We start from the raw sequence: 17838 nt of genomic DNA, 5'->3' as shown, positions 1-17838 counted from the left end.
ACGGCGACTGCCGCCCCGGCTACTAAGAATCGCGACTCAAGAGCTCAAATAGCGATCCTGATACTCATTGCGCAGCGCCACGTACCACGGCTCCTGGATCGGCCACCACCACAGGTTGGCCAGGTCCTGCTCGGAGTAGGAGTCGGTGAAGAACTGGCGCGTCTCGTCGGGCAGCAGCTCGGTAGCGCCCTTCGAAGTGGAGTTGTAGCCGGTCGCCTTGACGAACATGGCGCCCGCCTCCGGCGTGTAGTACCAGTTGATCAACTCGTAGACGGCGTCCGGGTTCTGAGCGTTCTTGGGAATCACGAAGCCCTCCATCCACGCCAGGGCACCCTCCTTCGGCGCACCGTAGGCGATGTCCTCGCCCTCTTGCTGCAGGCGGAAGGCGGTGGAGTCCCAGGTCTGGCCGATGATGGCGCCATTGGTACGGAAGGCCGCCTGGGCATCGTTCTCGGTATCCCAGAACTGCACCAGCATCTGCTTGTGCTTGACCGCCTCTTCGAGGATGACATCGAAGTTGGCGCGCATGGCCTCCTCGCTCTTGTAGGAGTCGAGCAGCGGATGCGGCAGCCGGCCCTCGCGCTCCAGCCACAGGCCGATGCCAACCAACGCCGAGTGGCCACGCACCGTCACGCCCTGCCCATGCTCGGGGTTCCACAGGTCGGCATAGCTGAGGTTGGCGCGATCGATCTTGGCATCGCGGCGGTGCCAGGTGATCGCCTCGGTGCCCCAATCGCTGGGCGCGAAGAAACGCTTGCCGTCGACCACGCCACCCACCTCGGAGCCCTCGATGGCACTGTCCAGCGCTCCGGCCCAGTTGATGCGCGACTCGTCCAGCGGCTGCACCAGGTCATAGTCGAGATAGCCCGGCACCCGGTCCACGGTGGGCATGATCACGTCGAAACCGGTCCCGTCGGTGGCCCGCAGCGAGTTCATCAGTTCGTCGTTGGTACCATAGGGGGTAAAGGTCGCTCGGATGCCGGTCTTCTCGGTGAAGTCGGCCAGCATCTCGTCGGTGAAGTAGCCCGCCCAGGCATAGATGCGCAGGGTCTGCTCCTGGGCCAATACCTTGTTGATATAGAACGACGGCACGGTGGCAGCAGCGCCAGCGGCCAGGGTGCCTTTGAGGAAACGGCGACGTGTGAACGACATGACGGGTTCTCCATGAGGGTCTTGCACAGGGTGACAGGGGTCAGCGGGACCTGGCCCCCGACCCTTATCGCGCGACTCCATGACGATGGGATGAACATTGAATGACCGTTCAATCCTCATGTAACAAAGAGTAGCAGCCCCTCAGGAAAAGAGCGTAAGCGCTTTCAACGCTATTTCGCCCATACCGGCGCCGCCGAGCCGGCTTGCTAACAATGCTTAACTTGCCTGAATTGCCACCTTCAGCACGCCATCGCGCTGGTGCGAGAAGAGATCGTACGCCTCGACGATGTCCTCCAGCGCATAGCGATGGGTCACCAGGGGGCCGAGATCCAACCGTCCGGTCTCGATCACCTGCATCAGGCGACGCATGCGCTCCTTGCCACCTGGGCACAGCGACGTGACGATCTTGTGGTCGCCGAGCCCGGCGCAGAACGCACCGAGCGGTATGGTCAGGTCGCCGGAGTAGACGCCCAGGCTCGACAGGGTGCCGCCCGGTTTGACCACCCGCAGCGCTGCCTCGAAGGTAGATTGCAGCCCCAGCGCCTCGATCGAGGCGTCCACGCCACGCCCGCCGGTCAAGCGCAGGATCTCCTCGACCACGTCGACCTTGCGAAAATCGAGGGTGATGTCCGCACCCATCTGCCGCGCCATGGCCAGGCGCTCGTCTACGCCGTCCACGGCGATGATCAGCCCGGCGCCACGCAGCCTGGCCCCGGCCGTGGCGCACAGGCCTATCGGTCCCTGGGCGAACACCGCCACGCTGTCGCCGATCTTGATGCCCGCCGATTCGGCGCCGGCAAAACCGGTCGACATGATGTCGGGGCACATCAGCACCTGCTCGTCGCTGAGCCCATCGGGCACCGGGGCCAGATTGGCCTGGGCGTCGGGTACCAGCAGGTACTCGGCCTGGGCGCCGTCGATGGTATTGCCGAAGCGCCAGCCGCCCATGGGCTTGTAGCCGTGGGCATGGTGACCGCCGTCCTGAGCGCTGCAGCCATCCTGGCAGGCATAGGAGGTAAAGCTGGGACAGATGGCACCGGCGATGACCCGCTGCCCTTCATGGTAACCACGCACATTGGCGCCCAGTTTTTCGATCACACCCACTGGCTCGTGGCCGATCGTCAGCCCCTTCTCGACCGGGTATTCCCCTTTGAGAATGTGCACGTCGGTACCGCAGATGGTAGTGGTCGTGACTCGCACCAGGGCATCGTTGGGGCCGATGTCCGGAATGGGCTTGTCGTCGATCTCGATGCGCCCCGGCTCGACGAAGATCGCGGCTTTCATCATGGCAGGCATGGCGTGGCTTCCTGTTGTCGTCTGGTCGTTAGCGAAGAGGGTTTCCGTACAGAGACTATCGGCCACGAGCAGCCCAATCACCTTGACACACATCAAGATAGCCAAGGTCGTCACTATATGCCGGCCACTTACACCAACGCACGCCTACCGGCGGATGACCATTGCCAGCCAGCCGCAGGTTGATTTCATCAACGCTCTAACGACAGGAAAGTGCCAGACTGACGATTGACCAGGCGAACCGAGGAGACACCCATGACGACCCATACCGGCCTGTCCGCCGAGGCCGCGGTGCTGGAACAGCTGGAAAGCTGGACAGACGCGGTGCGAGCTCAGGATATCAATGCCATTGTCGCCCACTATGCCGCGGATATCGTCGCCTTCGATGCGGTAACGAAGCTGCAATTCAAGGGTGTCGAGACCTACCGCGACCACTGGCAAACGTGCATGGAGATGTGCCCGGGGCCAATGGTCTTCGAGCTGCATGAAGTGACGATTCACGCCGATGGCCAGGTGGCCTTCTGCCACGCCCTTCATCGCTGCGGCGGCACCAACGACAAGGGCGAGACTCAGGTGGGCTGGCTACGCATGACCAGCGGCTATCGGCGTATCGAAGGAGAATGGAAGATCGTGCACGAGCACTTTTCCGCTCCATTCGAGATGCAAAGTGGCAAGGCATTGTTCGACCTCGACCCCTGAACCCGCGCCGAACGAGAGCATCTGCCTACATCACCGGCACGCCAGTGACCCATACGTGCAGATGGAAGGCGAACAGGTAGTAGGCGATCAGCCCGCCCACGATGGTGATGGCGGTTCCCGCAGGACGTGGAGCCACCGGTGGTGCGGGCTGGCGACGCCGGGCGGAACGGAAGTCGAGCACGGCCCACAGCAGGAAGGCGCCGAAGAAGACGATGTCGCCGAGGCGACCGTTGGCTAGCAGGTGGGCAAAGGCCCACACCTTGACCGCCAGCACCATGGGGTGGCCGAGCTTGGCTTTGATATGGTTGCTGGGCACATACGCCGCCACGAGCAGAATGAAGGCCGGGATCATCAGCAGCGCCACACCATGACGCAGTCCTACCGGCGGGAACCATACCCAGGTGGGATCGAGCCGCATTAGCCCATAGCCCCAGATCGCCAGCACCAGCCCGACGATGGAAACGACAGAGAACAGCGCCTTCCAGCGCATCTCGCCCATCTTGCGGATTTGCTCGCTGCGCCAGTCATCGGCAACGATGCGTATGGAGTGGACGCCAAGAAATACCACGAGACCTACAATCATCACGAGCACGGCACCGCCTCCAGCAGCAGGAATTGAACGAATCGCAGCCCAGCCTACTCACTTGGTGTGTTCAGCGCCAGCGATGGCACCAACCAAGCCACTCATCTGGAGATCTCGATGACAGACGATGCCTCGTCCCTGCCGGACGTACTGGCCGGCCCGCTGTTGCGTCGCCTGACGGCCGAGCGCCTGGTCATGTGGCTGGTGGCCTCGCGTGCCCTTGAGCTTTCCCTCATGCTGCACCCCGAGGGTTATCCGCCACGCCGCCTGGGACTGGGAGACGAACGACTGCACCGCATTCCCGTTGGCCAGCATGCCTGGCTGCACCTGATCGACGTTTCCCTGGCCACGCCGCTACCCACCGGCACGCTCATCGACTACGACCTGAAGGTACTCGACGAATCCGATGAACGCGGCATTGCCGACTGGGCGCCACACCTGCTGCACGAGGGCGCGAGCTATCCGAGTTTCGTATTGGGCGAACGCCACCACCGCCTGCTGCACGGCTCCTGCCGCAAGCCGCACCATGACGGCCCCGATGGCCTGGCGCACGCCGATGCATGGCTCGCCGAGCGACGCCGAGAGCCGCAGGAGTGGCCGGCCTGGCTCTTGCTGACCGGCGACCAGGTCTATGCCGATGACGTGGCCGGCCCCATGCTGGTCGCCATCCATGCCCTGATCGCACGGCTGGGCCTGTTCGACGAAACGCTGGAGGGTGCCACGGTACCCGACAGCCAGGCGCTCTATCGCGACGAGGCCACCTACTACCGGCGCCAAGAGCTGCTGCCGGACACCGAGAGCAACAGCGCACTGCGTGAGCGCTTCTTCGGCGGGGTGCGCAAGCCGGTGTTCACCACCGCCAACGCGCACAATCACCTGATTACCTTCGCCGAAGTCATGGCCATGTACCTGCTGGCGTGGTCGCCAGTGCCGTGGCGACTGATCGAGGCGAGCCCTCCTACGCTTGACAGCGAGAACCACCAGCGCTTCCTGGCCGAGCGGGCCATCATCGAACGCTTCGTGGGAGGCTTGCCCGCCTGCGCTCGCCTGCTCGCTCACCTGCCCACGCTGATGATCTTCGACGATCACGACGTGACCGACGACTGGAACCTGACCGCCGATTGGGAGCAGGTCGCCTATGGGCATCCCTTTTCGCGGCGCATCATCGGCAATGCCCTGCTGGCCTACCTGCTCTGCCAAGGCTGGGGCAACGACCCCGACCGCCTGGCCGAACTCACCACGCTAAGCGAGGAGTTGCTGAAACAGGCGCGGCAGCATGAGGGGCGACTGCCGGCACAGGAGCAGGATGCCCTGCTGCAGCGGCTGCTGCGCTTCCAGGGTTGGGAGTATCGCATTCCGGGCTCGCCTCCCCTGCTGGTGCTGGATACCCGTACGCGACGCTGGCGCAGCGAGCGCCACCCGACTCGCCCTTCGGGCCTGATGGACTGGGAGGCGCTGATCGAGCTGCAGGAGGCCATGCTCGATGCTCCCTCGGCCATCATCGTCTCGCCCGCGCCCATGTTCGGGGTCAAGCTCATCGAGGCGGTGCAGCGCCTCTTCGTCCTGGCCGGCAAGCCGCTGATGGTCGACGCCGAGAACTGGATGGCCCATCGCGGTGCCGCGAATGTCATGCTCAACATCTTTCGCCATTCGCGCACGCCGGGTAACTACGTGATTCTCTCGGGCGACGTACATTACTCCTTCGCCTACGACATACAACTACGCCATCGCCAGGAAGGGCCGCAGCTCTGGCAGATCACTTCCAGCGGCATCAAGAACGCCTTTCCCATCACCCTGCTCGATTGGTTCGACCGACTCAATCGCTGGCTCTATGCTCCACTTTCGCCGCTCAACTGGTTCACCAAGCGCCGCCGGCTAGCGATACGTCCACGCGACCCCGACCGTGCCAAGGCCGGTGAACGGCTCTGGAACGGCTGCGGCCTTGGCCTGGTCGACTTCGATGACGTGGGACGCCCCCAGGCGATCCGCCATCTTGATGCCCGCGGCTACGAAGTAGGCTTTCCGCCGGTTGCAGAGCAGTAGCGCAGATTGTCTAGCCTAGCCGTGACCTTCGACCCTGGCCAACGGATGGTAGGCCGGCCCCTCGATCACCTCGCCTTCGGTATCGAAGCGGCTGCCGTGGCAGGGGCAGTCCCAGGTCGACTCGCTGGCGTTCCAGTGCACGATGCACTTCATGTGCGGACACACGGCAGAAAGCACCTTGAGTTCTCCGGCCTCGGTACGATGAATGGCGAGCTTCTCGCCATCCACGGTAGCGACCCGAGCCTGCCCCGGCCCGATGATATCGAAGCTCTTGAGCTTCTCGGTGCCAAAGTAATCCTTGACCATGTGCTTGGTAACGGTGGCGTTCTCCTTTGCGTACTGCAGCACCGACTTGCCGGGAGTGATACGCCGTGCGCCGAAGCGTGCCTGCCAGGGATTGTCGCGCTCGAGGACCTGGTCGGCGATGATCCTACCGGCCAACGTACCCCATACCAGGCCATCGGCAGCGAAGCCGGTGGCCATGTAGAGGTTGCCGTGGCCGTGCATTCGGCCGATATAGGGCAGCCCGTCCGGCGAACCGTACTGCTGGGCAGACCACTGATGCGTGAACGCCTCGATATCGAAACGGCTCTCGAAGTATTCACGCAGCTTCTGGTAGTGATCGCCGTGATGCTCCCCGGTCTTGTGCTTCTCGCCGATCACCATCAGGTATTGCTCATCGCCATGCCGATAACTACGCAGCGAGTGAAAGGGGTCGAGAATCCAGATGATGCCTTCAGGATATTCGCCGCTGCGCAGCTTGGCGCTGACGGCATATTCCCGCGATACCAGCATGCCCGCCTGCACCAGACTGATGCCCTTAGGCGTATGGGTGGCCTGCACGATGTGCTTCGCAGCGATGCTGGCCTCATCGGTTCTGACCACTCCCTTGACCGCGTCGATCTCGCGCACCGGACAGTGCTGATGGATCACCACGCCTTCACCGAGCAGACGATCGGCCAGCCCCTGGACGTATTGCAGTGGGTTGAACTGGGCCTGGTTGGCGATACGTATGCCCCAGCTGTCGAAGGGTAGCCCGGGGCCATCCGACATCTCGGCGCCGAGCCCGGCGCTGATCAGGGCATCGAGTTCGTCGTTCAGGTCGTGCCTGGCCTGTTGGCGATCCTCGCTGAGCAACCGGTAGGCCGGCTGACGCTGGAACTGGCAATCGATGGCGTACCGCGAAATCAGCGTCTCGATATGATCGATGGCCTCGACCCTGGCGCGCACCACATCGGCCGACACTTGATCGCCCCACTTCCGACGCAGCGGGGCCTGTCCCGAGGCCAGCGTGGCGTAGAGGTTGCCGGTAGAGCCACCCGTTACCCCGGCTCCTACCGTGGCGGCCTCCAGCACCATTACCCGCAGCCCCGCCTCGGCCAGGGCCAACGCTGCGGTGAGCCCAGTGATGCCCGCCCCGACGATGGCTACGTCCACCTCGACGTCTTCGGCGAGAGGAGCATGCACGGCCACACCGCGACTACCCAGCATCCATATCGATTTCATAACGACTCCTTCCGTCAACAAGACATCCGTCTGCCCACAGTTATAGAAGCCAAGGTAAGGCTGCGCTATCGCTCATTACAGCGGAACGGGCCCGCGGGTATGGGCTTAAGCGCTCCATGGAGCATGGCAAACGACCAATTTCACTTTCACTCCTACACATATCGTCGCCAACCTGTAAAGAACGCTTGGGCAATGGACTGCTACGTTAGAGAAGCCGTGAAGGAAGATGGACCTGGGATCGAACTAGAGGAGGACCCTCATCATGGTCATAAAGAACGCTCAAGATCTTTTCGTACGCCTGCTATCCGAAACCAACAGCGCCGAGAAGCAGATTACCCGTGCGCTGCCCAAGATGGCTCGCGCGGCCGACAACGAGAAGCTGGTCGAGGCCTTCCAGCATCATCTCGAAGAGACGCAAGGCCAGTTGGAGCGCATTGAGCAGGCTGCCGACTCCATTCCCGACATCCGAGTCAAGCGTCTCAAGAGCCATGCGATGGAAAGCCTGATCCAGGAAGGCGAGGAGTTGATCGACTCCACCGAGAAGGGTCCGGTGCGCGATGCCGGCCTGATCGCCGCGGCCCAGAAAGTGGAGCACTTTGAGATTGCCGCCTACGGCACCCTGTGTGAGCTGGCAGAACAGTTGGGCTACACCAAGGCCAAGGAGATCCTCGCAGAGACCTTGAAGGAGGAAAAGGCCACCGACGACAAGCTGAGCAAGATGGCCAAGCAGAACGTCAACAAGCAGGCAGGCTAAACACCTGCGTGCCCCGCGGCAGGCCGGCTCTCGGCCTGCCCTCTTCTACCGTGACAGTCCTCTCCCACCGGCCGATCTGCGAAGGCTCTGGTAGCGAGGGCGTGGCCAGGTCGGCGTTGTCAGTCAATGCTGCTGGAGCGCGGCAGGATAATCCGTACGTTCATCGCCGAACTCGGCACGGAAGGCATCGAGGAAATCGTCGCGAAGACTGAGCCGCCACCAGAGCATATGTGAGATTTCGTGGCGCATGTGGCCGATCATGGTGCGGTAGGGTTCGTCCAGGGCCTGGCGCCGGGAATCGAGGGATCGGGGGCCAGCTCCGTCATGGCACAGGAGCGACAGAAAGCCCCCTGTTCAGGAGCAATCCAGTTGCAGCCGATGACCTCGCGGTTGGCGCAGAAGGGAGGCATGGGCAGGAAGGCTCGCGCCTGCGGATCGTAGGCAACGGGAGTTCCGTCGGCGGTGGCAAGGTTGTCGAACCAAAGCGAACCGGAACCCACCGGATTGGCAAATACGCGCATATTAAAGATCTCCGTAACAGAAGCCACTAGGACGAAGGATAGTAATAAACACCCTTCATTTTAAGGCGCGCATAAAACGCCCCACCTTCCTCCCCAAGCCACTGAAAAGAAAAAAGAACCCGGCTCCAATAACACTTGGAACCGGGCTCTCTCTATCGCTGTGTATCCCTACTTTCTATCACAAGCATCCTACTCGTGCATCCTTGGCGAACTAGAGCTTTCCTTGCTCGTTCTTCCTTGCGAAAAGCGTCCTTGCTCTACGTTATTCATAGTGGCACATATCTTTCGATATGGACACCTTTATTCAACTTTTATAAGTCCAATTTACCCCTCAAATACAATTAATTTACCTAACCCAGAGTTTTTTTAAAAGCCATGACACATTTAAGATAAAAACTCTGAGCAAGACACCGATATTTACTGATACACCTGCTTCACTGTCGTGGGCTGGGTATTTGGCAGAGTCAATACCAAGTGGTGCCGAGCGCCATCAAGCGGTACACGGACTATTCCCGCTTCGCACGCCAACATTTCACCATCCAAGTGAATTTGCGGGGTGGCAGGGTGACGTTCCGACGCCTTCTTCACATGAATGGTGTAATGGGATGAGGCCACTTCAATGGTTGCCTCGAAACCCGGCCAGGCAGCGGGTAGACAGGGGGCAATGGTCAGAAAAGCACCTTCGCGGCGAATACCCAGGATGCCTTCGAGCCCCGCCCGATACATCCAGCCGGCAGCCCCCGTGTACCAGGTCCAACCGCCCCTCCCGACATGCGGGGCAACGGAATAGACATCGGCAGCGACCACATAGGGCTCGACTTTATAGCGCGATGCCTCTTGGAGCGTGCGGGCATGATTGATGGGGTTGAGCATTGAGAACAAGTCGGTGGCTTTATCCCCTTCTCCCAGTTGGGTAAATGCCAGGATGGCCCACATCGCGGCATGACTGTACTGGCCGCCATTTTCCCGAAGCCCCGGAGGGTAGCCGCTGATATAGCCCGGATCGCGCGCGGGCTGGTCGAAGGGGGGCCAGAACAACAGGGCAAGCCCAGGATCCGCCCGGAGCAATTCACGCTCCAGCGAGCGCATGGCGGTTGCGGCCCGTTGAGGGTTTGCCGCACCGGACAGCACCGCCCAGGATTGCGCAATCGAGTCGATACGGCAGTCCTCGCTCTCCTGGGTGCCGAGCCAACTGCCGTCGTCGTAGGTCGCCCGCCGATACCATTGGCCGTCCCAGGCGTACTGTTCGAGCGACTCACGCAGCGAGGCTGCATGCGCCCGCCAGCGGCTGGCACGGGCATCTTCCGCGCTGCGCTGTTCGGCAAGCGGAATGAACATGTCCAGGGTGCGTGCCAGCAGCCAGCCCAGCCAAACGCTCTCCCCCTTGCCCGCTTCTCCGACCCGGTTCATGCCATCGTTCCAGTCGCCGCCGCCGATCAGCGGCAGGCCATGCTCGCCCGTCAGCGCCAGGCACTGGTCCAGGCCGCGGGCGCAATGCTCGTAGAGGGAGGCGATTTCGTCAGCGATCATGGGCTGGAAAAAAGCATCGTGCTCGCCGTCACCGAGCAAGGCGCCTTCCAGGAAGCTCACCGGCTCGTCCAGCACGGCGGCATCTCCCGACGTGGCGATGTAGAGGGCGCTGGCATAGGCCAGCCAGACCCGGTCGTCGGAAATACGGGTCCGCACGCCCTGGCCGGAATGAGGCAGCCACCAGTGCTGCACATCCCCTTCGACGAACTGTCGCGAAGCAGCGCGTAGCAGGTGGTGTCGGGTCGTCTCGGGACTGGCAAAGGTCAGGGCCATGCCATCCTGCAGTTGATCGCGGAAACCGTAGGCGCCACTGGCCTGGTAGAAGGCGGAACGGGCCGTGATGCGACAGGCAATGGTCTGGTAGAGCAGCCAGCCGTTGAGCATGACGTCCATGGCGCGGTCGGGAGTGGATACCTGTACGGCACCAAGCTGCTTCTGCCAGTAGGCCGTGACCTTGGCGAGCTCGGCGTCAAGATCGGCCTCGCGATAACGGATGATGAGATCCCTGGCTTCGTCGTCGGAGCGGCCCTGCCCGATGAACGCGACAACGTCTATCGTCTCACCCACCGCCAGCTCGACGGTGCATTGCAGGGCCGTGCAGGGATCCAGGCCCGCCCCCGTGGTACCGGAAAAAGGTGTGCGACCGGCAAGACCCGCAGGAGACGCCAGGTTGCCGCCATGGCCGAGAAATTCAGCGCGATCCGCTGTCCAGGCCGTTTGCAGGCCGCCCAGGTCGGCGAAGGCTACGCGTCCGGGAAACGCCATGTTCCAGGGATTGTGTACCAGCATTGCCCCGCTACCCTCATCCCGGTGCGTTATCAGAAATGGGCCTGACGAACCTCGAGACAGGCCAAGCGACCATTCCACGTAAGCGGTAACGGACAGACGACGGGGCCGCCCCGAGCGGTTCTCGAGGGTCAAACGCGAAATGCGGATAGGATCGTCGAGCGGCACGAAGTGCACGAGGCCGAGTGCGATACCCTGTGCCTCGTGCTCGAAGCGGCTATAGCCGAAGCCGTGCCGGGCGACATAACGCCCCTCGTCACGCACCGGTAGTGCCGTGGCCGTCCACACCGCCAGGGTCTCTTCGTCACGCACGTAGATCGCCTCACCGCTGGGGTCCATGACGGCGTCGTTCGACCAGGGGGTGAGCGGGTTTTCGCGGCTGTTGTCGGCCCATAGGTAGCCCGAGCCTTCCGCCGAGACCTGGAAACCGAACCCTGAGTTGGCAATCACGTTGAGCCAGGGAGCCGGCGTGGAGCGCCCGGCCTCGAGTAGGGTCACATACTCCCTCCCCTGCTTGTCGAAGCCCCCCAGGCCATTGAAGAATTCGAGAGCCGGCGGAGTCTCAGCGCCCGGCGCCTCATCTACCGTGTCGCGTGGAACCACCTCCCTTGAGGCCGGCGGGGGTGGCGGGTGGTGAAGCGCGGGGGGGATCAGCGCAAGTTGGTCGGCAATCGGCCCGCGGTGTGCCAGCAGCGCTACCCGCGCCACGGACTGCAGCAGAACACGTGCATCGAGACTCATCAGATCGGCACGCAAGGTGATGACCGAACCCTGGGCATGGCCCTCGTGGAGGCGTGGCCGCGGCTGGCTGCTGTGCACCGCCGTCTCGATGGCCTGTTGAAGGTCCTGCACATAGGAGGAGGCACGCTCGTTGACGATCACCAGGTCGACACCGAGACGTTTCATGCGCCAGTACTCATGAGCGCGCAGCAGCTGACGAACCTGAGCCAGGTCATCGGTCGAATCGATGCGCAGCAGGACGATCGGCAGATCGCCGGATATGGCATGCGGCCACAGTGCCGACTGCGGGCCCGCACCGCGCGCAATGGCCTCACGCGAGGCCCTGAAGCGGGCGTCGGCATACAGGATGGGGGCGGCCAGGCGCTGGAAGTCCGCCGCTTCATCGGGCGTGACGGCCAAGTGCCGGAGCTGGACTTGTGCCTGGGTCCAGGCCAGTGTCTTGGCCCGCTCGAAGGCGCTGCGATCGTGATGCTTGTCGATCAGGTCCAGCAGCTCCTCGCGCGAGCCTGCCACAACGGTCCAGAAGGCGATACGGGCCACTTTGCCGGGGGCGACCTGGAGGCGATGGCGTAGCGAAAAGATCGGATCGAGCACCGTGCCGGTGGTATTCGTCAGCGGCTGTTCTCCGCTCAGGGCAGCGGCTGTCGTCACCGTGCGCCCCCGACCGATGAAGCGGGCGCGATCGGTCTCGTATTGCACTTCGCCCTGGGTCTCGCCTTCCACGACGGCGAAATGGGCGGCCCAGGTCTCTGCCTCGTCCGGCCCACGCCGGCGTCGGGTGGCGATCAGCGCACCGAACTCCTCGAGGTATTCGGTGACCACGAACAGCTTCGCAAAGGCGGGGTGGGCATTGTCGGTAGCCGGCGCGGTCAGCACCAGTTCCGAGTAGGAGGTCACGTCGACATCCCGCACCCGCCGTCCGCTGTTGGTCAGCGACACGCGCCGCACCTCGCTGTCGTCTTCGCCCGAGACAAGGACATCAAGGTGGGTGACCAGATCGCCATGGCAATGCGTGAAGCGAGCATAATCCTCAGCAAAGAGCACGTCGTGGCGGCCCTTCTCGATCACCCTGCCTTCACCGGGCATGGGGCCGCTGGCCGACCAGACCTCGGTCATGCGCCTGTCGCGCAAGAAGATGAAGCTGCCCCAGTGATCGCGGGTCGCGTCCTCTTGCCAGCGGCTGATGGCGATATGCCGCCAACGGCTGTAGCCCGCTCCCCTCGCCGTCAACATGACCGAGTAGCGTCCGTTCGATAGCAGATGGGTCATTGGCGCGCCTTCAGCCGTTGCCGTGATTCGCCGAACCGCATGGCTCTCGTTGAGCGTCTCGCTCGGCGCCGACTTGACTTCCTCGGCACGAGGGTGGGCGATGGCTGCGTCACGCGGGAGGCGTTCCTGCAGCAAGAGTTCGCTGGCCTGAATGATCGGCTCACGATGGAAGCGTTCGCGCATGCGGCCGTCATGCAGCGTATTGGCGATGCCCACGATGGTCATGCCCTGATGGTGGGCCATGAAGCTACGCACGATAGCGACTTCCTCCCCCGCCGGAACGCGCGAGCGAGTGAAGTCGAGCGCCTCGTAGAAGCCATGGCAGCCCAGTGCCCCCATGTCGGCGAGCCGCGCGAAGTTGCGATGCGCCCCGAGAGGATCGACCATCGTCGCCAGGCCAGTGGCATAGGGGGCCACCACCAGGTCGGCAGAGAGGCCACGCTTCAAGCCCAGGCCGGGCACGCCGAAATTGGAATACTGGTAGGTGAATTCCAGGTCGCGGGCGTTGTAAGCGGATTCGGAGAGCCCCCAGGGGACGCCCAGCGAAGCGCCATACGCCATCTGGCGCTTGACCACCAAGCGATTGCTTCTCTCGAGGAGGCTCCCCTCAGGGGCGCGCATCACCAGCGATGGCATCAGGTACTCGAACATCGAGCCCGACCAGGAAATCAGCGCCGAACCATGCTCCAGCGGCGTGGCCGTACGCCCGAGGCGGAACCAGTGCCGCGTGGGGACATCACCCTTGGCAATCGCCAGCAGGCTGGCCAGCCGCGCCTCGGAGGCAAGCAGGTCGTAGCAACTGCTGTCGAGGGTGTTGTCGTCCATGGAATAACCTATCGACAGCAACTGACGCTCGGCAACGAACAGGAAGCCGAACTCCATCTCCAGTGCCATGCGTCGCGCCGTGTCGGCGACCTGCCTGAAGCGGGCCCGGAGCCGGTCTCGAGGATCGCTCTTGGCGAGCTGCTTGCGGTCGCGGCAATGCTCGTCGACCGACGTGTGCAAGGCCCCCACCCAGAACAGCACCTCTTCGACCCAGGGACCCTCGAGGTTTTTCAGGGCCCCTTGGGCCATGCCCGCGGTGCGGTCACTGAGTCGTTTCAGCCCTGGTAACCACGCCTCGTGATCGGGATCGCCCTGCAAGTGCGCCGCTATATCACCCAGGCCAGCCTCGAGCGATGTAACCTCCGCGCCTCGCGCCATGGGCGCCGCCTCGAGGGCCACGTGCACCAGGCGCACGTGATCCGCGATTCCCGGGCGAGGGTCGAATGACAGGTCGGCTTCCAACCACATTTCGCAGGCGTTGGCGACGACCAGCAGGTGGCCCGCCAGGTTGCCGCTGTCGACCGAAGAGACGTACTGGGGGTCCAGCGGACGAAGATCCCGGGTGTCATACCAATTGAAGAAATGCCCTCGATAGCGCGGCAGGGTCTGCATGGCGCCCAGCGTGGCCTCGAGACGCTCGGCGCCAGCCAAGGCACCCAGCCAACCAAAATCACGAGCGGCCAGGACCGAGAGAAGATAAAGCCCCATGTTGGTCGGGGAGGTACGCCGGGCAATGACGGGTCGAGGCGTTTCCTGGAAATTGTCCGGGGGCAGCCAGTTGTCGCGAGCCGTGACGAACGTTTCGAAGAAGCGCCAGGTGCGCCGAGCGATCAGCCGCAATTCACGCGCCTCGGCTACCGGCAGCACGTGTTGCGGCGCGAGACTCCGCGGCCGGCTGATCCACGCGGCAATAGCCGGCGCGACCAACCAGAGCAGCGCCAAGGGCAGTACCACTGGCCAGGCCCCAGGCGCATGGCTCACGGTGGCCAATGACACCACTAGAGCCAGCGTGGTTCCCGGTGCCATGCTCCGGTAAAAGCCCGTCAATGTCAGTCGTGGGCACCCCGTCGACTGAGCAGCGGTCGTCCACTCGAGGAGGTGGCGGCGTGTGAACGATACGCGTACCAGGGTCCTGACGATGGCATCCAGCATTCTCCAGGTCTGGTCGGGCAGTAAGGCGACCCACAGCAGCGTCTGGGCCGATGCCAGCTTCAGCTCGAAAATCCACTGGTGGAAATAGTGGGGCCAGTTGACGCCCACCCGAGTCGGAACCAGCGATATCAAGAGGGGCAACAGCGTGGGCGCAGCAATGGCCGTGATGACGAATAGCGTGCCTGCCAGAGCCGCCTGCAGCGGCAATAGCCAACTGACGACGAGACACGCCAGCAGCAGAGGCGTCAGTAGCGAGCGGCGCATGTTACCCAGCAGCTTCAGACGCCCGGTCCAGGGCATCTCCCGCGCGAAAATCCATGGCACCAATTGCCAGTCTCCACGGGTCCAGCGATGCTGGCGCTTGGCGGCGACATCGTAGCGGGAGGGAAACTCCTCGATGACCTCCACATCCGAGGCGAGACCGGCACGAGCAAAAACCCCTTCGAACAGATCGTGGCTGAGTACGCTGTTCTCCGGTATGCGTCCGCTGAGTGAGGCTTCGAACGCATCGATGTCGTAGATGCCCTTGCCGGCGAAAGAGCCCTCGCCGAGAAGATCCTGATACAGGTCGGAAATGGTCGCGGCATAGGGATCGATGCCCCCGGGCGCGGAGAAAAGACGTTGATAGAGCGAACCTTGTTGACCCAACGGCAGCGAGGGCGTGACACGCGGCTGGAGAATGGCGTAGCCCTCCATGACACGCTGGTGGCGTTCATCGAACCTAGGTCGGTTCAGCGGATGTGCCATCTTGCCGATGAGTCGGCTGGCCGATCCCCGGGGCAGCCGAGTATCGGCATCCAGCGTGATGACGTAGTGCACGTCGTTCGGCAGAGCGGCTGGGTTCAGGAAGGTGGTATCGCGGGCGCCACGGAGCAGGCGGTTGAGTTCATGCAGCTTGCCGCGTTTGCGCTCCCACCCCATCCAGCAGTTTTCGCTGCTATTGAACACCCTCCGGCGATGCAAGAGATAGAAACGCTCGTTACCGTCACTGGCGCCATAGCGACGGTTCAGTTGGTCGACTGCCATACCGGCGGCGGCCAGTAGCGGAGCATCCTCGGCGATATCTTCATGCTGGGCATCGACCCCATCGGTCAGCAGAGCGTATACGATGGCGCCGCCACCGCTGGCCAGGTGATGGACCTCCAGCCGTTCGATCTGCTCCTGCAGGTCGGCCTCGCTGGTCAGCAGTGTCGGTACGGCGACCAGTGTACGAAGTGAGGACGGAACGCCTCCTGAGAGATCCAGGCTTGGCAGGGGCTTCGCACTGACGGTGAAAATGATGAGGCGGTTGACCAGCAGCGTAGCCACTTCGGTGGCGGGCAGCAGCCCCAATAGACCCAGTAACAACAGCCACCCCAGGGGCGACTCACCTGCGGAAAGCGACAGCGACCATAACGACCCCATTACCAGTGCCAGCAACCCAACCGTGACGAGCGCAATCAGGCCGACGTAACCACTCATGCCGTACGTCAGAAAGGCCTGCCGCAAGCGCTCGCGCGGCGAAGGTCGAAAGCCGATCGCTTGCTCCAGCGAAGGCCGGCCTGACGCAATCAGGAAATAGCCGGGGTCGCCCAGCCGGGCGGCCTCGACGGGGCCTTCAGCGCTCGCCATGGCCTCACGCGCCGCGGCCAGGGCATATTCCACGACTTCCAGTTCCTCATGCCTTGAACCCCGGGCCAGCTGTTCTACGGCACTGCGGTAACTATTGCGAGTCGGGAAATCCAGCGTCGTGAAGGGGCTACCTTGGTTCAGCCGTGCGTCGACCAGACTGACGCTTTCGAAGAGTTCCGCCCAGTCGATACTCGATACCAAGCGCATGCTGGTAATGACGTTGCGCACGGTGACGTTGGCAGCACCCTGGCGCTGCTGAGCTTGCTGAACCATGTCATCGATGGAGTCGCCCTGGGCAGCGACTCGCTCCTCCAACCAGCCCACCATGGGGTTGGCTCGCGAATCCAACCCTCGCATACGCTTCGCCAGTTGGGCAACGAAAGGCGCTGCCAATGGCTTCATGTTACGCGGTGGCGTACCGTCATCCAGGTTGGAGCGATGGCCCTCGGGAGCGAGCCATCGAGTGGCCAGCAAGTCAGCCTCGTTGCGCGCCGCCTGCTCACTGACGATCTGGTCGGCAAGGCGCCGCAGGTTCTCGACAAGCACGATTCGCAGGGTAATCGCTACCGCCCATAGCTCACCGATACTCAACGGCTGAACGCGTTGATAGGCGGCAATGAAGCCTTGCAGGGTATCGGGATCGAGGTGACTGTCGGTATGGGCGACAAAGGCCCAAGCCAGGCCGAAGACGCGGGGATAGCCGGCAAAGGGGCCTTCGGCCAGTTTCGGTAGCTGTCGATAATAACCGGGAGGCAGGTCGCCGCGGATCTCGCGGATCTGAGCTTCGATGATGTGGTAATTGTCGAGCAGCCAGGCCGCGGCGGGAACGATATCGCGCCCCTCGGCCAACTCTGCGGCGCTGGCGCGATAGGCCTTCAGCAGAACCTTGGCATTGTCATCGAGCCGTCTTGCCAGTGGCAAGACCCGAGGAGGCTGGTCAGTGACACGCTGAGCCAGCGCAAGGCTGCCGGCGTGCTGTTCGAGCCGTTCGGCACTGAACAGCTCTTGCCGCACCGGGACGGTATCATTCCAGGGCGTTGACGAGGTAAAAGCCCGAAATGCAATACGATGAAGAAAGGGCACGAGCACTATCCTGGTCGATGCGCCTTACCCACTGGGGCAGGCGATATGTCACCACCGGAATCATGCGGAAAAACCATGCTCCTGTCGGTTCGCCAGCGCACCGAACTTCGGGACAGGCTGGGGCAAGACTGTCTTGTCGCCGTCATGCATTGTGCGGATAGCGTTACCGAGGGCACCCACATGGAAAACCTTCGCAACCCGATAGCCAGCTCCCTTGCCCCGTGGAGCTTTCGTCCAGCCATCGCGCGTCGCCCAGACCACGAGCCGATCGATTTCGGTACATTCACGTA

8 protein-coding genes and 1 pseudogene are annotated in these 17838 nt (G+C 62.9%); 3 read left to right on the top strand and 6 right to left on the bottom strand.

Annotation, left to right across the window (positions count from 1 at the left end):
• Positions 1-36: 36 nt before the first annotated feature.
• On the bottom strand, positions 37-1152 hold the full coding sequence (locus SPH52_RS16390) for an extracellular solute-binding protein (RefSeq protein ID WP_411796117.1): 1116 nt from the start codon (positions 1150-1152) through the stop codon (positions 37-39).
• A 216-nt stretch (positions 1153-1368) separates the two neighbouring features.
• Positions 1369-2448 (bottom strand): NAD(P)-dependent alcohol dehydrogenase, encoded by a 1080-nt coding sequence (locus SPH52_RS16385; protein ID WP_411796116.1) that lies wholly within the window; start codon positions 2446-2448, stop codon positions 1369-1371.
• A gap of 252 nt (positions 2449-2700) precedes the next feature.
• On the opposite strand from SPH52_RS16385, the gene SPH52_RS16380 reads away from it, so the two are divergent.
• Positions 2701-3144: a YybH family protein gene (locus SPH52_RS16380; protein ID WP_411796115.1), complete on the top strand. Its 444-nt coding sequence runs from the start codon at positions 2701-2703 to the stop codon at positions 3142-3144.
• Between the two features lie 25 nt (positions 3145-3169).
• Here SPH52_RS16380 and SPH52_RS16375 read toward each other — a convergent pair whose 3' ends face one another.
• Positions 3170-3727, bottom strand: a complete 558-nt coding sequence (locus SPH52_RS16375) for an NnrU family protein (RefSeq protein ID WP_411796328.1) — start codon at positions 3725-3727, stop codon at positions 3170-3172.
• Positions 3728-3844: 117 nt separating this feature from the next.
• On the opposite strand from SPH52_RS16375, the gene SPH52_RS16370 reads away from it, so the two are divergent.
• The gene (locus SPH52_RS16370; RefSeq protein WP_411796114.1) at positions 3845-5770 is read left to right on the top strand and encodes an alkaline phosphatase family protein; all 1926 of its coding nucleotides are present in this window, start codon (positions 3845-3847) and stop codon (positions 5768-5770) included.
• A 15-nt stretch (positions 5771-5785) separates the two neighbouring features.
• Here the strand turns inward: SPH52_RS16370 and SPH52_RS16365 are convergent, their stop codons facing one another.
• Complete coding sequence (locus SPH52_RS16365) at positions 5786-7276, bottom strand: FAD-dependent oxidoreductase (protein ID WP_411796113.1); 1491 nt, start codon at positions 7274-7276, stop codon at positions 5786-5788.
• 262 nt (positions 7277-7538) lie between these two features.
• Here SPH52_RS16365 and SPH52_RS16360 point away from each other — a divergent pair, with 262 nt between their 5' ends.
• Positions 7539-8030: a ferritin-like domain-containing protein gene (locus tag SPH52_RS16360; protein WP_411796112.1), complete on the top strand. Its 492-nt coding sequence runs from the start codon at positions 7539-7541 to the stop codon at positions 8028-8030.
• 126 nt (positions 8031-8156) lie between these two features.
• On the opposite strand, the pseudogene SPH52_RS16355 reads toward SPH52_RS16360, so the two are convergent.
• Positions 8157-8551 (bottom strand): annotated as a pseudogene (locus tag SPH52_RS16355) (putative zinc-binding metallopeptidase); the annotation flags it as partial.
• A gap of 417 nt (positions 8552-8968) precedes the next feature.
• Complete coding sequence (locus SPH52_RS16350; protein WP_411796111.1) at positions 8969-17479, bottom strand: GH36-type glycosyl hydrolase domain-containing protein; 8511 nt, start codon at positions 17477-17479, stop codon at positions 8969-8971.
• Between the last annotated feature and the right edge of the window lie 359 nt (positions 17480-17838).

Source organism: Halomonas sp. A29, from assembly GCF_046723295.1.
Classification (GTDB): Bacteria; Pseudomonadota; Gammaproteobacteria; order Pseudomonadales; family Halomonadaceae; genus Halomonas.
Note: the sequence above shows the minus strand (reverse complement) of the source record. Positions and strands in the feature narration are given on the sequence as shown.

Bases quoted from the DNA above. Each gene is read 5' to 3' on its own strand.
- SPH52_RS16390 (WP_411796117.1), bottom strand. From the start codon at position 1,152: ATGTCGTTCACACGTCGCCGTTTCCTCAAAGGCACCCTGGCCGCTGGC.
- SPH52_RS16385 (WP_411796116.1), bottom strand. From the start codon at position 2,448: ATGCCTGCCATGATGAAAGCCGCGATCTTCGTCGAGCCGGGGCGCATC.
- SPH52_RS16380 (WP_411796115.1), top strand. From the start codon at position 2,701: ATGACGACCCATACCGGCCTGTCCGCCGAGGCCGCGGTGCTGGAACAG.
- SPH52_RS16375 (WP_411796328.1), bottom strand. From the start codon at position 3,727: ATGATTGTAGGTCTCGTGGTATTTCTTGGCGTCCACTCCATACGCATC.
- SPH52_RS16370 (WP_411796114.1), top strand. From the start codon at position 3,845: ATGACAGACGATGCCTCGTCCCTGCCGGACGTACTGGCCGGCCCGCTG.
- SPH52_RS16365 (WP_411796113.1), bottom strand. From the start codon at position 7,276: ATGAAATCGATATGGATGCTGGGTAGTCGCGGTGTGGCCGTGCATGCT.
- SPH52_RS16360 (WP_411796112.1), top strand. From the start codon at position 7,539: ATGGTCATAAAGAACGCTCAAGATCTTTTCGTACGCCTGCTATCCGAA.